Source organism: Massilia psychrophila, assembly GCF_002760665.1.
Classification (GTDB): Bacteria; Pseudomonadota; Gammaproteobacteria; order Burkholderiales; family Burkholderiaceae_D; genus JAFCUW01.
The window spans coordinates 15,863-31,898 of record NZ_PDOB01000035.1; the positions used below are offsets into that span (position 1 = coordinate 15,863).

A 16,036-nucleotide genomic window follows, 5' to 3' on the forward strand; every position below is an offset into this window, starting at 1 on the left:
GCCGCTGCCACCGCTGCTGCCACAACGCTCACCAGGAGAACATCATGACAGCACAGTTAAACCTGAACTCGAGTGCCAACCGGGTTGCCAGCACGCGCGCAATCGAACGCCTGGTCACCGGGCAGTTCGTGACGGACGGCGCCGGCGTGCGGATCAACCGGGTGCTGACGCAAACGCTGCAGCGCCGGCTCGATCCGTTCTTGATGCTCGACGCCTTCGGCAGCGACAAGCCGGGCGACTACATCGCCGGCTTTCCGGAGCATCCGCACCGCGGCTTCGAGACCGTCTCGTACATGATCGCGGGGCGCATGCGGCACAAGGACAGCGCCGGCCACGAAGGCCTGATCACCGATGGCGGCGTGCAGTGGATGACGGCCGGGCGCGGCGTGGTGCACTCCGAAATGCCGGAGCAGAACGACGGCCTGATGGAGGGCTTCCAGCTGTGGCTCAACCTGCCCGCCAAGGACAAGATGCGCGCGCCGTGGTACCGCGACATCCCGAACGGCGAGATTCCGCGTTTTACCACCGATGCGGGGGTGACGGTGCAGGTAATCGCAGGCCGCAGCCATGGCGTCGAAGGGGCGATGCAGCGCGAGGGCACCGAGCCGTATTATCTCGACATCGAACTGCCCGCCGGCGCCAGCTTCGAACAGCACCTGCCGCCAGGGCACAATGCGTTCCTGTACGTGTTCCGCGGCGAAGTCACGGTCGATGGAAAGGCAGTGCCGAGCGCGCGCATGGCGATCCTGGCCAATTCGCCGGACGCCGAGGGCGTGCGCATGCAGGCGTCTGAAGCGAGCCGGGTGCTGCTGATCGCCGGCCGACCGCTGGGCGAGCCGATCGCGCAGCATGGGCCGTTCGTGATGAACACGCAGCAGGAGCTGCTGCAGGCGGTCGAGGATTTCAGGGCGGGACGGTTTACCGGGTGAGGGGTGAGGGGTGAAGGGTGAGGTGCCGGAGCTGGCCGCTAGCGTTTTCAGCTACACTACCGCCATGCTGATCCCCGCCCTCCTCAACGCCCTCGCCCACGTCAGCCGGGTCTGCGGATTCGACACCGTCGATTCCTTTCCGCCCGGCCACCAGTATGCGCGCACGCGCTGGAACCCGGCCTACTTCGACATTGCCTCCGACATGAAGCCCGAGGGCATCGAGCGCGCGCTGTGCGAGTCGATCGCCAATACCCCGCTGATCTTCGCCCACATCACCCATCCGACGCCGCGCATGCAGCGCGCGCTACTGGCGGTGATCGACACCCGGCTGCGCCGCTCGTGCGCCAATCCGCTCGACCTGGTGGGGTTGCTGGTGCACGCCTACCGCAGCCCGGCCACGCCTGACGCCATGCCGGGCCTGCGCGCCACGATCGAAAGCAGCCAGTTCGACGCCCATGCGGTGCTGGCTTTTCTCGGCGCGATGCCGACCACGTTCGACATCAGCGATATCGGCAATCTCAGTCAAATCAGTGCGCCTGCGCGCTAAGCGCGGCCGGCGGGCGCAGGCTTGTCGGCAGGTAGCGCTCGCGCAGCGCCATGAACGGCGTCTCGACCAGCCGGTACAGCAGCCACCCCGATACCAGCGACAGCGCCAGCGAAACGCCGATCGCCACCAGCGAATCCGGCCCGTAGCCGCGCGCCGCCAATGGCGCGCTCGCCAGGATGCAAACCTGCTTGTGGGTCAGGTACAGCGCATACGCCCACACGGCCAGGTTCTGGGCGCCGGGAATGCGCATGCTGCGCAGCAGCGAGCGCTCGCCCAGCGCGGCCACGATCAACAGCGCAAAGCCGAGCGCCAGCATCGGATAGCCGAACACCGTCATCGCGAAACTGTAGCGATGCGACAGCAACGATGCGAAGGCGATGGCAAGCACCGCGCTGCCGGCGCCGAGCGCCAGGTTGCCATGCGCGGTGAGGCGGCGCCACAGGCCGGCATGGTAGTTTTTCAGCAGCGCGAGGGCGATGCCGGCCACCAGTTCATCGAAGCGGCAGAACGTCGAGTAGTAGATATATTTGTAGTAGTGATTGATCGCTAGCGCATTGCCGTCCACCAGTTCGCGCCACAGCACGCCGCGCACCAGCATGCCGATGACGAAGGCGGCCGCGATGGCGGCCCAGGCGAGGCGCAGCGAACTTCGCCGCGACCCGCACAGCGCGATCAGCAGCGCGCAGGCCGGCAGCAGCAGGTAGAACTGCTCCTCGATGCACAGCGACCAGGCGTGCGAAAACGCCGTACCCGGCTGGAGGTTGATGTTTTGCGTGAAGGTGAGGAACTCCCACAGCGGCGGCAGCGCAAGATTGCCGCGAAATGCCGGCGACAGGAAATACAGCGCCAGCACAAAGTAATAGTTCGGCAAGGTACGCAACAGGCGGCGGCCGTAGAAAGACGTCAGCGACAAGCCTTGCCGGCTGCGCATCGCCGCAAAGATCTGGTTGCCGATCAGGTAGCCGGACAGCGCGAAGAACAGGTCGACACCGACCCAGCCGATCTTGCCGACCCAGCCGAAAGTGTCGGCGCCGCTGACGAACAGCACGTAATGGTGCAGCACGACCAGCACGATCGCCAACGCGCGCAAGGTGTCGAGGCCGTGGTTGCGCGAGGAAGAAGAATAAACGGTCATGCTGAGCCGGGCGAAAAGAAGCGCAAATCATGCCACGCCGGCCCTGCGCACGCCAGCGTTTCTTAATTAACTAAGCACCCCCTATTCGATAGCTTGCCTTTGGTCATTACTGCACCTGTTCAGGTAAGAAACAATCCTCATTTGTTTAATTCATACCGAGGAGGCAAAATGGCAATTGACGCATATCTGCAAATCGACGGAATTAAAGGCGAGTCGCAAGACGACGCGCACAAGGAATGGATCGAAGTGACGGGTGTTCACTGGGGCGTCCATCAGCCTAGAAGCGCGACGGCGTCGACCGGGTGGGCACATTGCCGAGCGCGCTGAACTGGCGGATATCTCATTCTCCAAACTGGCCGACCTGTCATCGCCCGTTCTCTTGCAAACATGCGCAATGGGCAAGACCCTTCCAAAGGCGAAAATTGAGCTATTTCGCGCTGACGGCAAAGGGTCGCGGGTGAGGTATTTCGAAATTGAATTAGAAAATGTACTCATCAGCTTGGTTAAACCGCATTTGGGAGGAGCCGATTCGTACCTGACCGAGAACGTCAATCTCACATACTCCAAAATCAAATGGAAATATACGCAGCAGAAAATCGGCGGCGGTCCTGGCGGTGCCACCGTGGGCGGCTGGGATTTGGCATCCAACAAAATCGCGTGAGGCAAATTATGACAGTCGATATCGCTAAATTTACAAAGGAGCTGTACCGCGCCGCCGACAAGAAAGGGTACGGCAAAAGGCGGTGTGGGGAATATGTCCGAAAGGCGCTACAAGCCGGTGGCGCGAACTTTAATGGCTCTTACCCGGAAACTGGCAAGAATTACGGCCCGAAACTGCTGACGCTGGGGTTCCATAAAATAACGGTTGAAGATCCCGACTCGTTCAACTTCATGCAGGGCGATGTGATGGTTATGGAACCGTACAAGGGCAGCACAGCGGGCCATGTGGCTGGGCGTTCTCAAAAACGATGGGCATCACTGGGTTTCCGATTTCGTCCAGCGCGATTTTTGGGCTGGACCAAGCTACCGCATACAAAGGCCAAAATATGCCGTTTACCGTTATTAAGCATGCGCTCGTTGCGGCGCTATTCGCACTCTCTAGTGCTGTTGCGGCGGGGGACAAGCTGCCGCGATACCTGAATGAGCCTGTTCTCGGCCTGCGGCTGGACGCTGGCGTAAAGCTCGACCGCCTGCCCGATGAAGTTCGCGCCCTGTGCTCGCGAATCGCCGATGACGAAAGCTCGACGGTCCATATGTGGATCTTCGCCCAAGCCTCCGATGCCGGCGTAGCATACTACGTAGCGTCCGGTTATTCCAAGATGCGCTATCCCGTTCCAGGCGAGCCGAAGTATGAGCTAATAGTACGCGGCGGCCTATACTTAGTAACAGGGAACAAGTGCGTAGACGATCCGGCCGACGAATCGTTCGAGGCGCGGGACTTCAAGCAAACGCCACTACCAATCCTGCAACAACTTTCCACAGATTTGGCGGCGCGACTCGTTCGGGCGGTGGGCGGCGCGGAGCGGTTGCGCACTGAAATTAAGAACCAACATATAGACTTTGACCAGCTTTCGCCGGAATTGCAAGTCGCATTCAAGCCATATGTTACTGCAACAAAATAGGCAATTTTCCGGCGCCAATGCCAGCAGCCATCAGCGATCAGCCATTAGCTGGGTTGACGCCGCCCAGCCGGTGGTGCCGCCGCAACTGACGAACAGCACGTCACCTGGCACCACTGCCACGCCGATGGTCACGCGGTTTCCGCGCACGCCAGCGTTTCCCGATAAAATGTCGCCACCGACATTTTAGAGGAATGGCCAGCCATGACAACCGCAACCGCACGCGACCTGCAGTTCAAATCGATCACTTATACTGGCTTGGGGCTTGGCCCGCGCCTGATCATCACCGGCGCCGTGCACGGCAACGAGACCTGCGGCACGGTGGCGATTGGCCGCATCATGGAAGAAATCGATAGCGGCAAACTCTTGATCGCCAACGGCAGCGTGACGTTCGTGCCGGTCACCAATCCCCTCGCCTACCGGCTGGTGCGACGCTCGGGCGAGCGCAACCTGAACCGCAACCTGTTCCCGAACCAGAACCCGCAAGACTTCGAAGACCAGGTCGCCAACTGGCTGTGCCCGCTGCTGGCGCAGCACGACGTGCTGCTCGACCTGCATTCGTTCAATGCCGACAGCGAGCCGTTCGTGATGGTCGGCCCGACCAACAACGATGGCCCGCTGCAGCCATTCCAGCATGCCGACAAGGAACGCGCGCTGGCGCGCCGGCTCGGCGTGCACCGCTTCGTCGATGGCTGGCTCGCCACCTATGGCCAGGGCGTGCAGCGGCGCATGAGCGACGCTTCGCAGCTCGAAACCGTGCTGCGCTACGGCGTCGGCACCACCGAATACATGCGCACCACCGGCGGCTACGCCCTGACGCTCGAATGCGGCCAGCACAACGACCCGGCGGCGTCCGGCGTCGCCTACCGCGCCATCATGAACACGCTGGCATTTTTAAAAGTGATCGACGGGCCCGAGCCGCAGCCGGTGGCCTTCGACCGGACGGAGGCGCTGTCGATGGTGGTGGTGCACGACAAGATGGACAAGGGCGACAGTTTTGTTCGCACGTGGGCCAGCTTCGATCCGGTGGCCAAGGGCCAGCAGATCGGCGTGCGCGCTGACGGCACGCCTGTCACGTCGGAGCTCGATGGCCGCATCCTGTTCCCGGACACCAATGCCGGCGCCAACCAGGAGTGGTATTACCTGACGCGCGCCAATCCGGATTTCGGACGCTGAAGCAGTCGGCGATCAGGCCTGGCCCCTGGCGCCGCGGATCAGGACCAGGTTGCGCAGGTAGATCGCCACCCCGAGCACCTGCCCGACGATGAACACCGCGTCGCGCCGGTAGACCGAATACGCCAGCAGCACCAGTGCGCCGGCAATGCTGAAATACCAGAACGACTCCGGGATCACGCTCTTGCGCTGGCGCTCGCTGTGCAGCCACTGGATCAAGAAGCGCAGCATGAACAGGGCCTGGCCGCCGAGGCCGAGCAGCAGCCACCACAGCTCATTTTTGTCCATCGAGTCCTCCTTTGAGTTCGCCTTTGGCAGGGCTCATGCGAGGCAACATCAGGTACATCTCGCAGGCGCCCCACGCCAGGCAGACCGCGCCAAGCGAGCGTTGCAGCGGCAATACCTCGGGGATGTGCACGTGGTGGCTGACCAGCAGCGCCGCCGCCACCAGCAGCAGCAACAGGGCGGCGAGAAAACCGCCGGTGCAGGCGGTTTTCCATTGATAGCGCGCGTACAGCGCCAGGCCCGACCATGCCGCCAGCCAGCCGCCCAGCATGCCCCACAGGATGTCGACCGGCCAATGCACGCCGACCATCACGCGCGACAGGCTCACCAGGACCGCCAGGGCCAGCAGCGCGCCGCGTATCAGCGTGCGCCCGGGCAAGGACATCACCCAGATGCCGGCGATGGCGAAAATTGCCGCGGCATGGCCGGAAGGGAAGGACACCGCGCGGAAGGCCGGCCCGCTCTGGAAGAACTGCTCGGGCGACAACACCGCCAGCGGCCGCGGCATGATGACCACCTGTTTGAATACCTGCACCCACAGTACGGCGAACACGGCGGCAATCAGCGCGGCCCAGAAACAGCGCGGCGAACGCCGGATCGACGGCAGCACCAGCGCCAGCGCAACGGCGCCGTCGCCCAGCAGGGTCAGGTTCAGCCACAGCGCGTCGTCGAACCGTTGGCCGAACCCGTTCAGCAGCACGAACAGGCTGCGGTTGGTGGCGCTGACGGCGAGCATGGTAATGAGCAGCAGCGCCACTGCGGGCGGCAGCCAGGTCCAGGGCGAGCGGCTGTCGGGAAACAGGTGGCGAGGCAAATGCGGCTGCATGGCGGCCTTACGGAAGTATCTTGATCAGTACGACGCCGCCCTTGCGGTACAGCACGTCCACCCGGCCGAGCGCGGCCAGCGCGCTCACGCGGGTGAGCACGACGTCACCCGGACGCAGCGCGACGGCGCGCTCGGTGACCTGGCCACGGTAGACGCTAAAGCTGGGCACGTTGAATTGCCAGGTGCGCACCGGCAAGCCGGCCTCGCGCGCAAACAGTGCCGCTTCCTTTACCGGCCCCTGCTGCAACTGTCCCAGCGCCGGCAACAGCAAGGTGCCGACCGCAACCGAACACAGAAAACCGCAGGCGACCAGTTTTTGCCAGGTCTCGTAGCGCGGCAGCGGCGCCAGGGCCAGCGCCAGCGCCGACAGCAGCAGCAGCGACGACGCCAGCCGGTAGCCATTACCGAATACGCCAGGCTGGGTCAACGCTTCGCGCATGTAGGGGTTGCGGACGCCGGGACCGAAAGCGTCCAGCGCCGCCGGCAGCGCGGCCACAGCGCCGAGCAGCAGCAGCGGCGGCACGAATGCCAGAACGCGCGAGGCCAGCAGGTGGCGTCGCATGGCCATCAGCACGAACAGCGGCGTCACGCCGTACAGCAGGTAGTGCGGCAGCTTGGTACTTGCCACCGAAAAGAACGCCAGCACGAACAGGAACCAGCACCACAGCAAGGTGTCGAGCGGCTTCGCACGCATGGTGAGGATGGAAGGCAGGATGCGCAACAACAGGCCGGTGTAGGGCAGCACCAGCAGCAGGCAGACCGGCAAGTAGTACAGCAGGTTGCCGCGGTGGCCATGCAGCGGCGCCATGAAGCGTAGGGCGTTGTGGCGCATGAAGAAGCCGGCCAGGAAGGCGTCGCCCTGGCGCAGGTATTCCAGCAGGTACCACGGACCGGCTACCGCCAGCAGGATCAGCCAGCCGACCGGATCAAACACGGCCTGGCGCCACTCGCGCAGCTTGCCGTGCAGCGCAAACGCCAGGCCGCTGGCGGCGAACGGGATCAGCAGTGCGACCGGCCCCTTGGTCAGCATGCCGAGCGCCATCCATAGCCACGCCCGGCGCCGGTAGCGCGCCAGCGGCTGCGCCGGTGGTTGCGCCATATAGCGGTAGATGTCGAACATGGCCAGCGCAAGAAACAAGTTGAGCAAGGCGTCGGCGGTGGCGCCGCGCCCGATCACGTTGACGCCGACGGTGGTAGCGGCGATCAGCGCGCAAGCGCAGGCAGTGTCGCGGTCGGCCTGCTGGCGGGTGAAGGCGAAAATCGCCCCGACCCAGCCGAGCGCCGCCAGCGCCGACGGCAGCCTGAAGGCGAACTCGTGCACGCCGAACAGCGTCACGGAGAGCGCCTGCAGCCAGTAGATCAGGATCGGTTTGTCGAACCTTGGCTGGCCATTGAGCCAGGTGGTGACGAAGTCGCCGCGCTCGAGCATCTCGCGGGTCGCTTCGCTGAAGGCGCCCTCGTCGACGTCGAACAGGGGAAAGCCGCCCAGCTGGTTGAAAAAGCCGAACCAGACGGCCAGCGCCAGCAACGCCGGCAGAGCCAAAGGCGCCGGCGTGCTGCGCGCCGCATGGCTGGTGGCCCGCGCTGCTGGTGTGCCGACCAGTGTGCCGACCAATACGGCAATCTTTTTCACCGCAGGTCCCTGGCGTGGATCGAAGGCTCGTTGATGGCAATGCTGCCTAACACTTCACGTACCGAATAGGTTTTGCTGTCGCCCGACTCGTAATAGGTGCGTGCCAGCATCTCGGTGACGATGCCGGTACAGGCGAACTGCACGCCGATGGCGATGAGCAGCACGCTGAGCATCAGCAGCGGCCGGCCGGCGATCGATTCGCCGCCCCACAGCTTGTGCCACGCCAGGTAGCCGAGGGCGGCGCCACCAACGCCGATGCAGGCAAGCCCGATGCGGCCGAAAAAATGACCCGGGCTGGCGCGGTAGCGAGTAAAGAAATACACCGACAGCAGATCGAGGATGACGTTGAAGGTGCGCCCAAGGCCGTATTTGGAGCGGCCGTGCACGCGCGCGAAATGGCTGACCGGCTCTTCGCGGATGCGCGCCGCCGAGGTGACGGTCGCCATCCAGGTTGGGATGAAGCGGTGCATTTCCCCGTACAGGCGGACCTGGCGGATCACCGAGCCGCGAAAGATCTTCAGCGAGCAGCCGTAGTCGTGCAGCCGGACCCCGGTGACGGCGACGATCAGGCGGTTGGCGCACCACGACGGCAGCTTGCGCAGCCACAGATTGTCGCGTCGCTGCTGGCGCCAGCCGACCACCAGGTCGAGGTCCTCGTCGATCAGGCGCCGTACCATGCGGGCGATGTCGGCCGGATTGTTTTGCAAATCGCCGTCCATGGTGGCGATGATGCTGCCCTGCGCCATGTCGATACCGGCCTGCATTGCCGCAGTCTGGCCGAAACGGCGCCGCAGGATGACCGCGCAGAGCTGGCCGGGGTTGGCGGACACCGCCTGCGCCACGCGCTCGGCAGTGCGGTCTTCGCTGCCGTCGTCGACCAGGATCAGCTGCCACGGCATCGCCTGCTGGCCAAGCGCGGCCTGCACCTGCGCCACCAGCGGCGCGACGTTGTCTTCTTCGTTAAACAGCGGCACCACCAGCGACAGGCGGTGGCTGGCGCGCGCTGCCCGCGGGCCGATAGTGGCGCTAGTGCCGGCAAATTCTTCCATTCGGAGCTTCCAATGCATTGTCGAACTTCGCCATCGCAGGTGCACAAGCTGCCATGTTCACCGCCCCCCGGACAGCGCGTGCGATCCACCTCAATCGAACGGCGGATTCGCCGAAATGTCGATGTTCGGCAAGCCGGCTGCGGCCGATTCATCCAAGAAAAATCGCCCGCGGCCTTATACAAAGATAACTAAAAAGAAGAATCATGGGATACGACGAATTTGCGCGCCGCGCGCGCTGGCTTGCGCACTGATTGTTGGCTGCGGCATCAACGCCGCTGCCGCTGACAATCACCGTGCTGGCGCAAGAAAGCATTGCGCCGAAATGGGTGATGGAAGACGGCACAGCGCAAGGGCTGTGCCCGGACCTGATGGCGGCGATCGAACGGATCGAGCCGCGCGTGCGCTTTGCCGGCTACCAGCAGGCGCGCTCGCTGCTGGTGATCGAGGATGCACTGGAAACCGGCAGGGCCGGCGCCGCCGCAGCGTGGCGGTGCGGCTCGAGGTGCCGCTGTACGAAGTGAGGCATCGCCTGGCGGCGGTTGGCGGCGACGCCCAGGCGGTCAACAATGTCGACGACCTGGTGCGGCTCAAGCCCTTGATCAATACGGCCCGCGGTTCGGCTTACATCCTGCAACTGAAAGCGCGCGGCATCGCCGTCGACGACAGCACCGGCGACAGCGTCGTCAACCTGCGCAAGATCATGGCTGGCCATGGCCGCTACACTTACATGAACGAACTAAGCCTGTTGCGCCTGATCCGCACCGAACGTCTCGAAGGCAAAATCAAGATGCTGCCGGCCGTGTTCAATGCCGAGCCGGTGTATTTGTGGGCCAGCCTGAAGTAAGCGCGATAACAGAAAACAGGAAAAACGCGCATCGCCATCAGGCCGGCGTCAGCACCTTCAAGCCGATGATGCCGGCCACGATCAGCCCGATCGACACCAGGCGCAAGAGACCGGCCGGCTCACCGAGCAGCATGATGCCGACGATGACGGTGCCGACGGTGCCGATGCCGGTCCACACGGCGTAGGCGGTGCCGAGCGGCAATTCGCGCAGCGCCAGTCCGAGCAGCGCTATGCTGGCGGCCATGGTCACTGCAGTAAACACCGACGGCCACAATTTGGTAAATCCGGCGGACTGCTTCAGCCCTATCGCCCACGCCACTTCGAGCAAACCGGCGAGTAACAGGATGATCCAACTCATGGACAACTCCTCGATGCTGGCAAGGCTTGCCTTACCAGCGGTAAAAGAGGAAAACTTACCACACCGGGCCGCAGCCAGCAAGGCGCGCCGATCTACGCCATAATTCGGGTCAAAATCGAACTCGACCATTACAGTGCCAGGGAAAACCGCATGAAGCAGACGATGACGGGCGCCGACATCATGATCGCGCTTGGCGTGGTGACCATCTGGGGCGTCAATTTTGTGGTGATCAAGATCGGCCTGCAAAACCTGCCGCCGATCCTGTTTTCAGCCTTGCGCTTCCTGTTCGCCGCGCTGCCGCTGGCGTTCTTCGTCAAGCGCCCGCAGACCTCGGTCAAGCTGGTGCTGGCCTACGGCCTGTTTCAGTTCGCGCTGCAATTCACGCTGCTGTTTACCGGCATCCAGCTTGGCCTGCCGGCGGGACTGGCGTCGCTGGTGATCCAGCTGCAGGCTTTTTTTACGATCGGCCTGGCCGTCCTGATGCTCGGCGAGCGGCCGAAAAGCGCGCAGCTGCTGGGCGCACTGGTGGCCTTCGGCGGCATGGCGCTGGTGGCCATCCACCTCGACGGCAAGGCGACCCTGGTCGGCTTCGTGCTGGTGGTGCTGGCCGGGATGTGCTGGGCGTTCGCCAATATCGTCACCAAGAAAATGGGCCAGGTCGACGCGCTGTCGCTGGTGGTGTGGAGCTCGCTGGTGGCGACGCCGCCGCTGCTGCTGGCGTCCTGGCTGATCGAAGGCGGCGCTGCCTGGCAACTGGCGTATCAGCACTTCAGCCTGAAGTCGCTGGCGACGGTGCTGTTCCAGTCCTATCCGAACACCATTCTCGGCTTCGGCATCTGGTCGATGCTGATGCGGCGCTATCCGACCGCCACCGTTGCGCCGTTCTCCTTGCTGGTACCGGTCGCCGGCATGCTCAGCGCGGCCGCGGTGCTGGGCGAACCCTTGCAGTGGTGGAAAGTGGCGGCCGGCGCGCTGGTACTGGGCGGGCTGGCGCTGAACCTGTTTGGCGGGCGCATCTGGGAAAGGGCGACCGCCCCGCGCTAGCCATCCGTACGCCATGTGCAGTGGACAAACGCTGCGCGCGGCGGCCCCGACTATTTCGCGCCGATTTAATCGACTGCCGCGGCCAGCACGCTTTCCGCACATATCGTAATATGACGATATTAGGTTCGCAGAAACCCGATACAAGGACTTTCACATGAACATCGACGCGATCCACAAGGCGCTGGCCAATCCCGTGCGCCGGCAGATTCTTGGCTGGCTCAAGGACCCGCACGAGCATTTCGCGCACCAGGACCACCCGCTCGACATCGGCGTCTGCGCCGGCCTGATCGATGCGCGCACCGGGCTGTCGCAGTCGACCGTGTCGGCCCACCTCGGCGCGCTGCAGCGCGCGGGGCTGATCACGTCGCGCCGCGTCGGCCAATGGATTTTTTACAAACGCAATGAGGAAACCATCCAGGCTTTCCTCACCCACATTCATCACGGACTCTAGGAGCATCACATGACCACCTTATTCGACCCGATCACGATTGGCGACATCGAACTGCCGAACCGCATCATCATGGCCCCGCTGACCCGCGCCCGCGCAGTTGGCGGCGAACGCGTGCCGAACGCGCTGATGGCGCAATACTACGTGCAGCGCGCCAGCGCCGGCCTGATCCTGTCGGAAGCGACCTCGGTCACCGCGCAAGGCGTTGGCTACGCCGACACGCCGGGCATCTGGTCGGATGCGCAGGTCGACGGCTGGAAAGAAGTGACCTCGGCCGTGCACGCGGCCGGCGGCCGGATCTTCATGCAACTGTGGCACGTCGGCCGTATTTCCGATCCCCAATTGCTCGGTGGCGAGGCGCCGGTCGCGCCAAGTGCGATTGCCGCCAAGGGCCATGTCAGCCTGCTGCGCCCCGAACGTGAATACGCCGTGCCGCGCGCGCTGACGCTCGACGAAATCGCCGGCGTCGTTGCAGCCTTCCGCAAGGGCGCGGAAAACGCCAAACTGGCCGGCTTCGACGGCGTGGAAGTTCACGGCGCCAACGGCTACCTGCTCGACCAGTTCCTGCAAGACAGCACCAACTTCCGCACCGACAATTACGGCGGCCCAGTCGAGAACCGCGCGCGCCTGATGCTCGAGATCACCGACGCCTGCATCGACGTGTGGGGCGCCGGCCGGGTCGGCATGCACCTGGCGCCGCGCCGCGATGCCCACGACATGGGCGACTCGGCTCCGGCGGCCACGTTCAGCTACGTCGCGCGCCAGCTGAAGCAGCGCGGCATCGCCTTCATCTGCGCCCGCGAGGCGGTCGGCGACGACAGCCTCGGTCCACTACTCAAGAAAGAATTCGGCGGCGTCTACATTGCCAACGAACAGCTGACGCGCGACAGCGCCGAGCAACTGCTGTCGTCGGGCAAAGCCGATGCGGTAGCGTTCGGCAAGCTGTTCATCGCCAACCCGGACCTGCCGCGCCGCCTGGAACTGAACGCCGAATTCAATCCGGCGCGTCCACAGCTGTTTTACGGGCCGGCGGCGGAAGGTTATACGGACTATCCGGCCTTGTCGGCGTAAAAGGCGTCAAAGTAGTTTGTCGTTTCTGCCACCGGTAGAAACGACTCCGCACCCTTCCCGCACGCTCTTCGAGCGTCTGTTCGGCTGCGACAGCAAGGTCAGCACCGTCTTGCCATCCTGCTCGGCGAGCGTGATGGTGTTGTGCAGTTCCAGCGGCCAGTTCGGGCTCATCGGGAAATCCACGTCGCTGGCGTCAGGATGGGTCATTGGCAGCCTCCTTCGACGTTGTTGAAGAGGCGTTTCCAGCCGGTCGCCGAGTTATTTAAATAACCACGCATATATATCAAGTCAAGATTTTCTTTCTGTTATCGCCGTGCTATTCTGCATCGCTTCAATGTCCGCGCCGCTTCCGGCACCGGCTTTCCAAAGGAACCTTCTTGAAACCTAGTGCCCGCCCTGTCCGCGTCCTCGCCCTCGTCCTCGCCATCAGCGCCGCCTTCGCAGGCAGTGCCGCCAGCGCAGGCAGTGCCGCCAACGCCGTACCGCGCGCCGAGAACACCTACCTGACGCAGACGGAAGCGGCGGCCCGCTCGGCACGCGTGGCCAACGTCGATTACGTGCTCGACTTCGCCTTGACGGGCAAGGAAACCTTCAGCGGCACCAGCGCGATCAGCTTCGACCTGCTGGATACGGCGGCGCCGCTGACGGTCGACCTCAACAAAGCTACCATCAGCGCGCTGGTGGTCAACGGCCGGCAGGTAGCGCCGCGCTACAACGGCTTTTTCATCACCCTCGCGCCGCAGGACCTGGTCAAGGGCCGCAACACGGTGTCGGTCAGTTACCAGCGAGCGCACAGCACCAACGGCGAAGGCTTGCACCGGATGGTCGACCCGGTCGACGGCAAGGTGTACACCTATTCGCATTTCGAGCCGGCTGCCGCCCACCAGATGTTCGCGCTGTTCGACCAGCCCGACCTGAAGGCGAGCTACCAGGTCAACGTCACCGCGCCGGCCGACTGGGTGGTGGTGTCGACCAAGCGTGAATCGGCCGTGGTAGCTGAAGGAGCCGATACGGCAGTCGCCGCCGACCCTGCGCTCAAGCGCTGGACCTTCCCGGCCACCAAAAAACTGAGCCCGTACAATTTTTCGCTGCACGCCGGCCCCTATAAAATCTGGGAAGACAACAGCGGCCCTTACCCGATGCGCCTGTTCGCCCGCCAGTCGGTGGCGTCCCAGGTGACGCCGGCCGACTGGTTCAGGTACACCAAGGCCGGCCTGGCGTTTTTCGACAACTACTTCGGCCTTCCCTACCAGTTCGAAAAATACGACCAGCTGCTGGTGCCGGACTTCCTGTACGGCGCGATGGAAAACGCCGGCGCCGTCACCTTCGGCGAGCGCGGCTTTTTGTACAAGGCCGAGATGACGGCGGCGCAGCGCCAAAGCCTGGCCGCGGTCATCATGCACGAGATGGCGCACCAGTGGTTCGGCGACCTGGTGACGATGACATGGTGGAACGGCTTGTGGCTCAACGAGAGCTTCGCGTCTTTCATGGGCACCCTGGCCACCGCCGAGTCGACCGAGTTCAAGAATGCGTGGCAGGAGTTCTATTCCGGCGCCAAGCAGGCTGCCTACACGACCGACCAGTCGCTGGCGACCCACCCGATCGAAGTGCCGGTGCCGTCGACCGCGAACGCCTTCGACAACATCGACGCGATCACCTATTCGAAAGGCGCGTCGGTGCTGATGCAACTACGCCACCTGCTCGGCGAGGACGTGTTCCGCAAGGGCGTGCACAACTACCTGGTCAAGTATGCGTACAAGAACGCGACCCTGATTGACTTTATCGGCAGTCTTGGGGACGCGGCCGGGCGCGATCTCGGGCCATGGACCAAACAATGGCTGTACAACGCCGGCGTCAACACCATCGCCGCCAAATACAGCTGCGCCGGCGGCAAGATCAACAGTTTTACGTTGCAGCAGAGCGCGCCGAGCGCGGCGCTGCCGACCCTGCGCGAACAGCGGGTGCAGGTAGCGACGTTCAAACTCGATGGCGCCAGGCTGGTGTTAAGAAACAACGTGGCGGTGACCTATTCGGGCGCCGCGACGAAGGTGCCGGCAATGATCGGCAGCGCCTGCCCGGACCTGGTCTACCCGAACTACCAGGACTGGGGCTTCGCCAAGGTCCAGCTCGACAAGCGTTCGTTCGCCACCGCCCAAACCAGCCTGTCGAAAGTCGACGACCCGCTGCTGCGCTCGATGTTGTGGGTCAGCCTGTGGGACGGCGTGCGCGACGGCCAGTTGCCGCTCAACGAATTCATCAAGACCGCGCTGGCCAACGCCGGCGCCGAGAAAGACTACACGCTGCTTGGCAAAGTGCTGGGCATGATCTCGCAATCGAAGTACTACCTCGATGCGATGCACGGCGACGCCGCCTACACGCGAGTGACCACGCGGGCGATCGAAGAGATGGCCTGGGCCGGCGTGCAGGCGAACAGCAACGACAACAATTTTCTGCGCAGCTGGTTCAACCATTACCTGGGCAGCGCCTCCAGCGGCGACGCGCTCGGGCGCCTTGCCGCCATCCTCGACGGCAAGCTGATAGTTGAAAACCTGGTCGTCAGCCAGGACTTGCGCTGGTCGATCATCGGCCGGCTGAACCGGTTTGCCTACCCCGGCAGCTTCGAGCTGATCGCCGCCGAACTGGCGCGTGACAAGTCCGACACCGGCCAATCGGCGGCGCTCGCCGCCACCGTCATCCGGCCTGATCCGGCTACCAAAGCCGAGTGGCTGTCCAAGGTGGAAGACCTTAACACCACGCTGCCGTTTTCGAAAGTGCGGGTCGCGATGGGCAACCTTTATCCGGTCGAGCAGGCCGCGCTCAGCGAAGCGAGCGCCAGCGAGCGGCTGGCCAGGCTGCCGGCAATGGACAAGGCGGCCGGTCCGGTCTTCATGCGCAGCTTTACCAACACGCTGCCGATGAACTGCACGCCGGCCAGCATCAAGCGGCTGGAAACGGCCGCCGCCCGGTACAAGGACCTGTCGGCCAGCACCCGCCGCTCCCTGCTCGGCATGCACCAGGAAGACAAGCGCTGCCTGATGATCCGGCAGACCATGACGGTGCCGAAGGCCTGATTTG

At 63.8% G+C, this 16,036-nt stretch carries 18 protein-coding genes and 1 pseudogene; 12 read left to right on the forward strand and 7 right to left on the reverse strand.

The window, feature by feature from the left end; all coding sequences use genetic code 11:
• Positions 1 to 44: 44 nt before the first annotated feature.
• Positions 45 to 929, forward strand: a complete 885-nt coding sequence (locus CR103_RS17795; RefSeq protein ID WP_099917276.1) for a pirin family protein — start codon at positions 45 to 47, stop codon at positions 927 to 929.
• A 64-nt stretch (positions 930 to 993) separates the two neighbouring features.
• On the forward strand, positions 994 to 1,476 hold the full coding sequence (locus CR103_RS17800; RefSeq protein ID WP_180279450.1) for a hypothetical protein: 483 nt from the start codon (positions 994 to 996) through the stop codon (positions 1,474 to 1,476).
• Here the strand turns inward: CR103_RS17800 and CR103_RS17805 are convergent.
• Positions 1,457 to 2,611, reverse strand: a complete 1,155-nt coding sequence (locus tag CR103_RS17805) for an acyltransferase family protein (protein WP_099917277.1) — start codon at positions 2,609 to 2,611, stop codon at positions 1,457 to 1,459. The genes CR103_RS17800 and CR103_RS17805 overlap by 20 nt on opposite strands.
• Positions 2,612 to 2,779: 168 nt before the next feature.
• Here CR103_RS17805 and CR103_RS17810 point away from each other — a divergent pair.
• The 4 genes and pseudogenes from CR103_RS17810 (at position 2,780) to CR103_RS17825 (ending at position 5,406) form a co-directional block, all read left to right on the forward strand.
• A pseudogene (locus tag CR103_RS17810) lies at positions 2,780 to 3,272 on the forward strand (Hcp family type VI secretion system effector).
• 8 nt (positions 3,273 to 3,280) lie between these two features.
• Positions 3,281 to 3,751: a hypothetical protein gene (locus CR103_RS17815; RefSeq protein WP_218968496.1), complete on the forward strand. Its 471-nt coding sequence runs from the start codon at positions 3,281 to 3,283 to the stop codon at positions 3,749 to 3,751.
• A complete protein-coding gene (locus tag CR103_RS17820) occupies positions 3,658 to 4,233 on the forward strand; it encodes a hypothetical protein (RefSeq protein WP_099917278.1) in 576 nt (191 codons plus the stop codon). Before CR103_RS17815 ends, CR103_RS17820 begins: the two co-directional genes overlap by 94 nt.
• Before the next feature lie 201 nt (positions 4,234 to 4,434).
• The gene (locus tag CR103_RS17825) at positions 4,435 to 5,406 is read left to right on the forward strand and encodes a M14 family metallopeptidase (protein WP_099917279.1); all 972 of its coding nucleotides are present in this window, start codon (positions 4,435 to 4,437) and stop codon (positions 5,404 to 5,406) included.
• Between the two features lie 12 nt (positions 5,407 to 5,418).
• On the opposite strand, the gene CR103_RS17830 is transcribed toward CR103_RS17825, so the two are convergent.
• The 4 genes from CR103_RS17830 to CR103_RS17845 are packed head-to-tail and all read right to left on the reverse strand — an operon-like array spanning position 5,419 to position 9,196.
• Complete coding sequence (locus CR103_RS17830) at positions 5,419 to 5,691, reverse strand: lipid-A-disaccharide synthase N-terminal domain-containing protein (protein WP_099917280.1); 273 nt, start codon at positions 5,689 to 5,691, stop codon at positions 5,419 to 5,421.
• Entirely contained in the window at positions 5,678 to 6,514 is an 837-nt protein-coding gene (locus CR103_RS17835) for a phosphatase PAP2 family protein (RefSeq protein WP_099917281.1), read from the reverse strand. The genes CR103_RS17830 and CR103_RS17835 overlap by 14 nt, the downstream gene beginning before the upstream one ends.
• Before the next feature lie 7 nt (positions 6,515 to 6,521).
• The gene (locus CR103_RS17840) at positions 6,522 to 8,147 is read right to left on the reverse strand and encodes an ArnT family glycosyltransferase (RefSeq protein WP_099917282.1); all 1,626 of its coding nucleotides are present in this window, start codon (positions 8,145 to 8,147) and stop codon (positions 6,522 to 6,524) included.
• Entirely contained in the window at positions 8,144 to 9,196 is a 1,053-nt protein-coding gene (locus CR103_RS17845) for a glycosyltransferase family 2 protein (RefSeq protein WP_099917283.1), read from the reverse strand. Before CR103_RS17845 ends, CR103_RS17840 begins: the two co-directional genes overlap by 4 nt.
• Before the next feature lie 254 nt (positions 9,197 to 9,450).
• Here CR103_RS17845 and CR103_RS17850 point away from each other — a divergent pair, with 254 nt between their 5' ends.
• Positions 9,451 to 9,717 carry a hypothetical protein gene (locus CR103_RS17850; protein WP_143752664.1) on the forward strand — a complete coding sequence of 89 codons (267 nt, stop codon included), beginning with the start codon at positions 9,451 to 9,453 and terminating at the stop codon, positions 9,715 to 9,717.
• Positions 9,681 to 10,040 (forward strand): hypothetical protein, encoded by a 360-nt coding sequence (locus tag CR103_RS17855; RefSeq protein ID WP_099917285.1) that lies wholly within the window; start codon positions 9,681 to 9,683, stop codon positions 10,038 to 10,040. Before CR103_RS17850 ends, CR103_RS17855 begins: the two co-directional genes overlap by 37 nt.
• A 37-nt stretch (positions 10,041 to 10,077) precedes the next feature.
• Here the strand turns inward: CR103_RS17855 and sugE are convergent, their stop codons facing one another.
• Entirely contained in the window at positions 10,078 to 10,398 is a 321-nt protein-coding gene (sugE, locus tag CR103_RS17860; RefSeq protein WP_099917304.1) for a quaternary ammonium compound efflux SMR transporter SugE, read from the reverse strand.
• Positions 10,399 to 10,560: 162 nt separating this feature from the next.
• On the opposite strand from sugE, the gene CR103_RS17865 reads away from it, so the two are divergent.
• The 3 genes from CR103_RS17865 (at position 10,561) to CR103_RS17875 (ending at position 12,961) form a co-directional block, all read left to right on the forward strand.
• Entirely contained in the window at positions 10,561 to 11,442 is an 882-nt protein-coding gene (locus tag CR103_RS17865) for an EamA family transporter (protein WP_099917305.1), read from the forward strand.
• A 154-nt stretch (positions 11,443 to 11,596) separates the two neighbouring features.
• Positions 11,597 to 11,893 carry an ArsR/SmtB family transcription factor gene (locus CR103_RS17870; protein WP_099917286.1) on the forward strand — a complete coding sequence of 99 codons (297 nt, stop codon included), beginning with the start codon at positions 11,597 to 11,599 and terminating at the stop codon, positions 11,891 to 11,893.
• Positions 11,894 to 11,902: 9 nt separating this feature from the next.
• Complete coding sequence (locus CR103_RS17875; protein ID WP_099917287.1) at positions 11,903 to 12,961, forward strand: alkene reductase; 1,059 nt, start codon at positions 11,903 to 11,905, stop codon at positions 12,959 to 12,961.
• A 6-nt stretch (positions 12,962 to 12,967) separates the two neighbouring features.
• Here CR103_RS17875 and CR103_RS17880 read toward each other — a convergent pair whose 3' ends face one another.
• Positions 12,968 to 13,168 carry a hypothetical protein gene (locus CR103_RS17880; RefSeq protein WP_099917288.1) on the reverse strand — a complete coding sequence of 67 codons (201 nt, stop codon included), beginning with the start codon at positions 13,166 to 13,168 and terminating at the stop codon, positions 12,968 to 12,970.
• A gap of 170 nt (positions 13,169 to 13,338) precedes the next feature.
• Between CR103_RS17880 and pepN the strand changes: the two genes are divergently transcribed.
• Positions 13,339 to 16,032 carry an aminopeptidase N gene (gene pepN / locus CR103_RS17885; RefSeq protein WP_099917289.1) on the forward strand — a complete coding sequence of 898 codons (2,694 nt, stop codon included), beginning with the start codon at positions 13,339 to 13,341 and terminating at the stop codon, positions 16,030 to 16,032.
• The last annotated feature ends 4 nt before the right edge of the window (positions 16,033 to 16,036 follow it).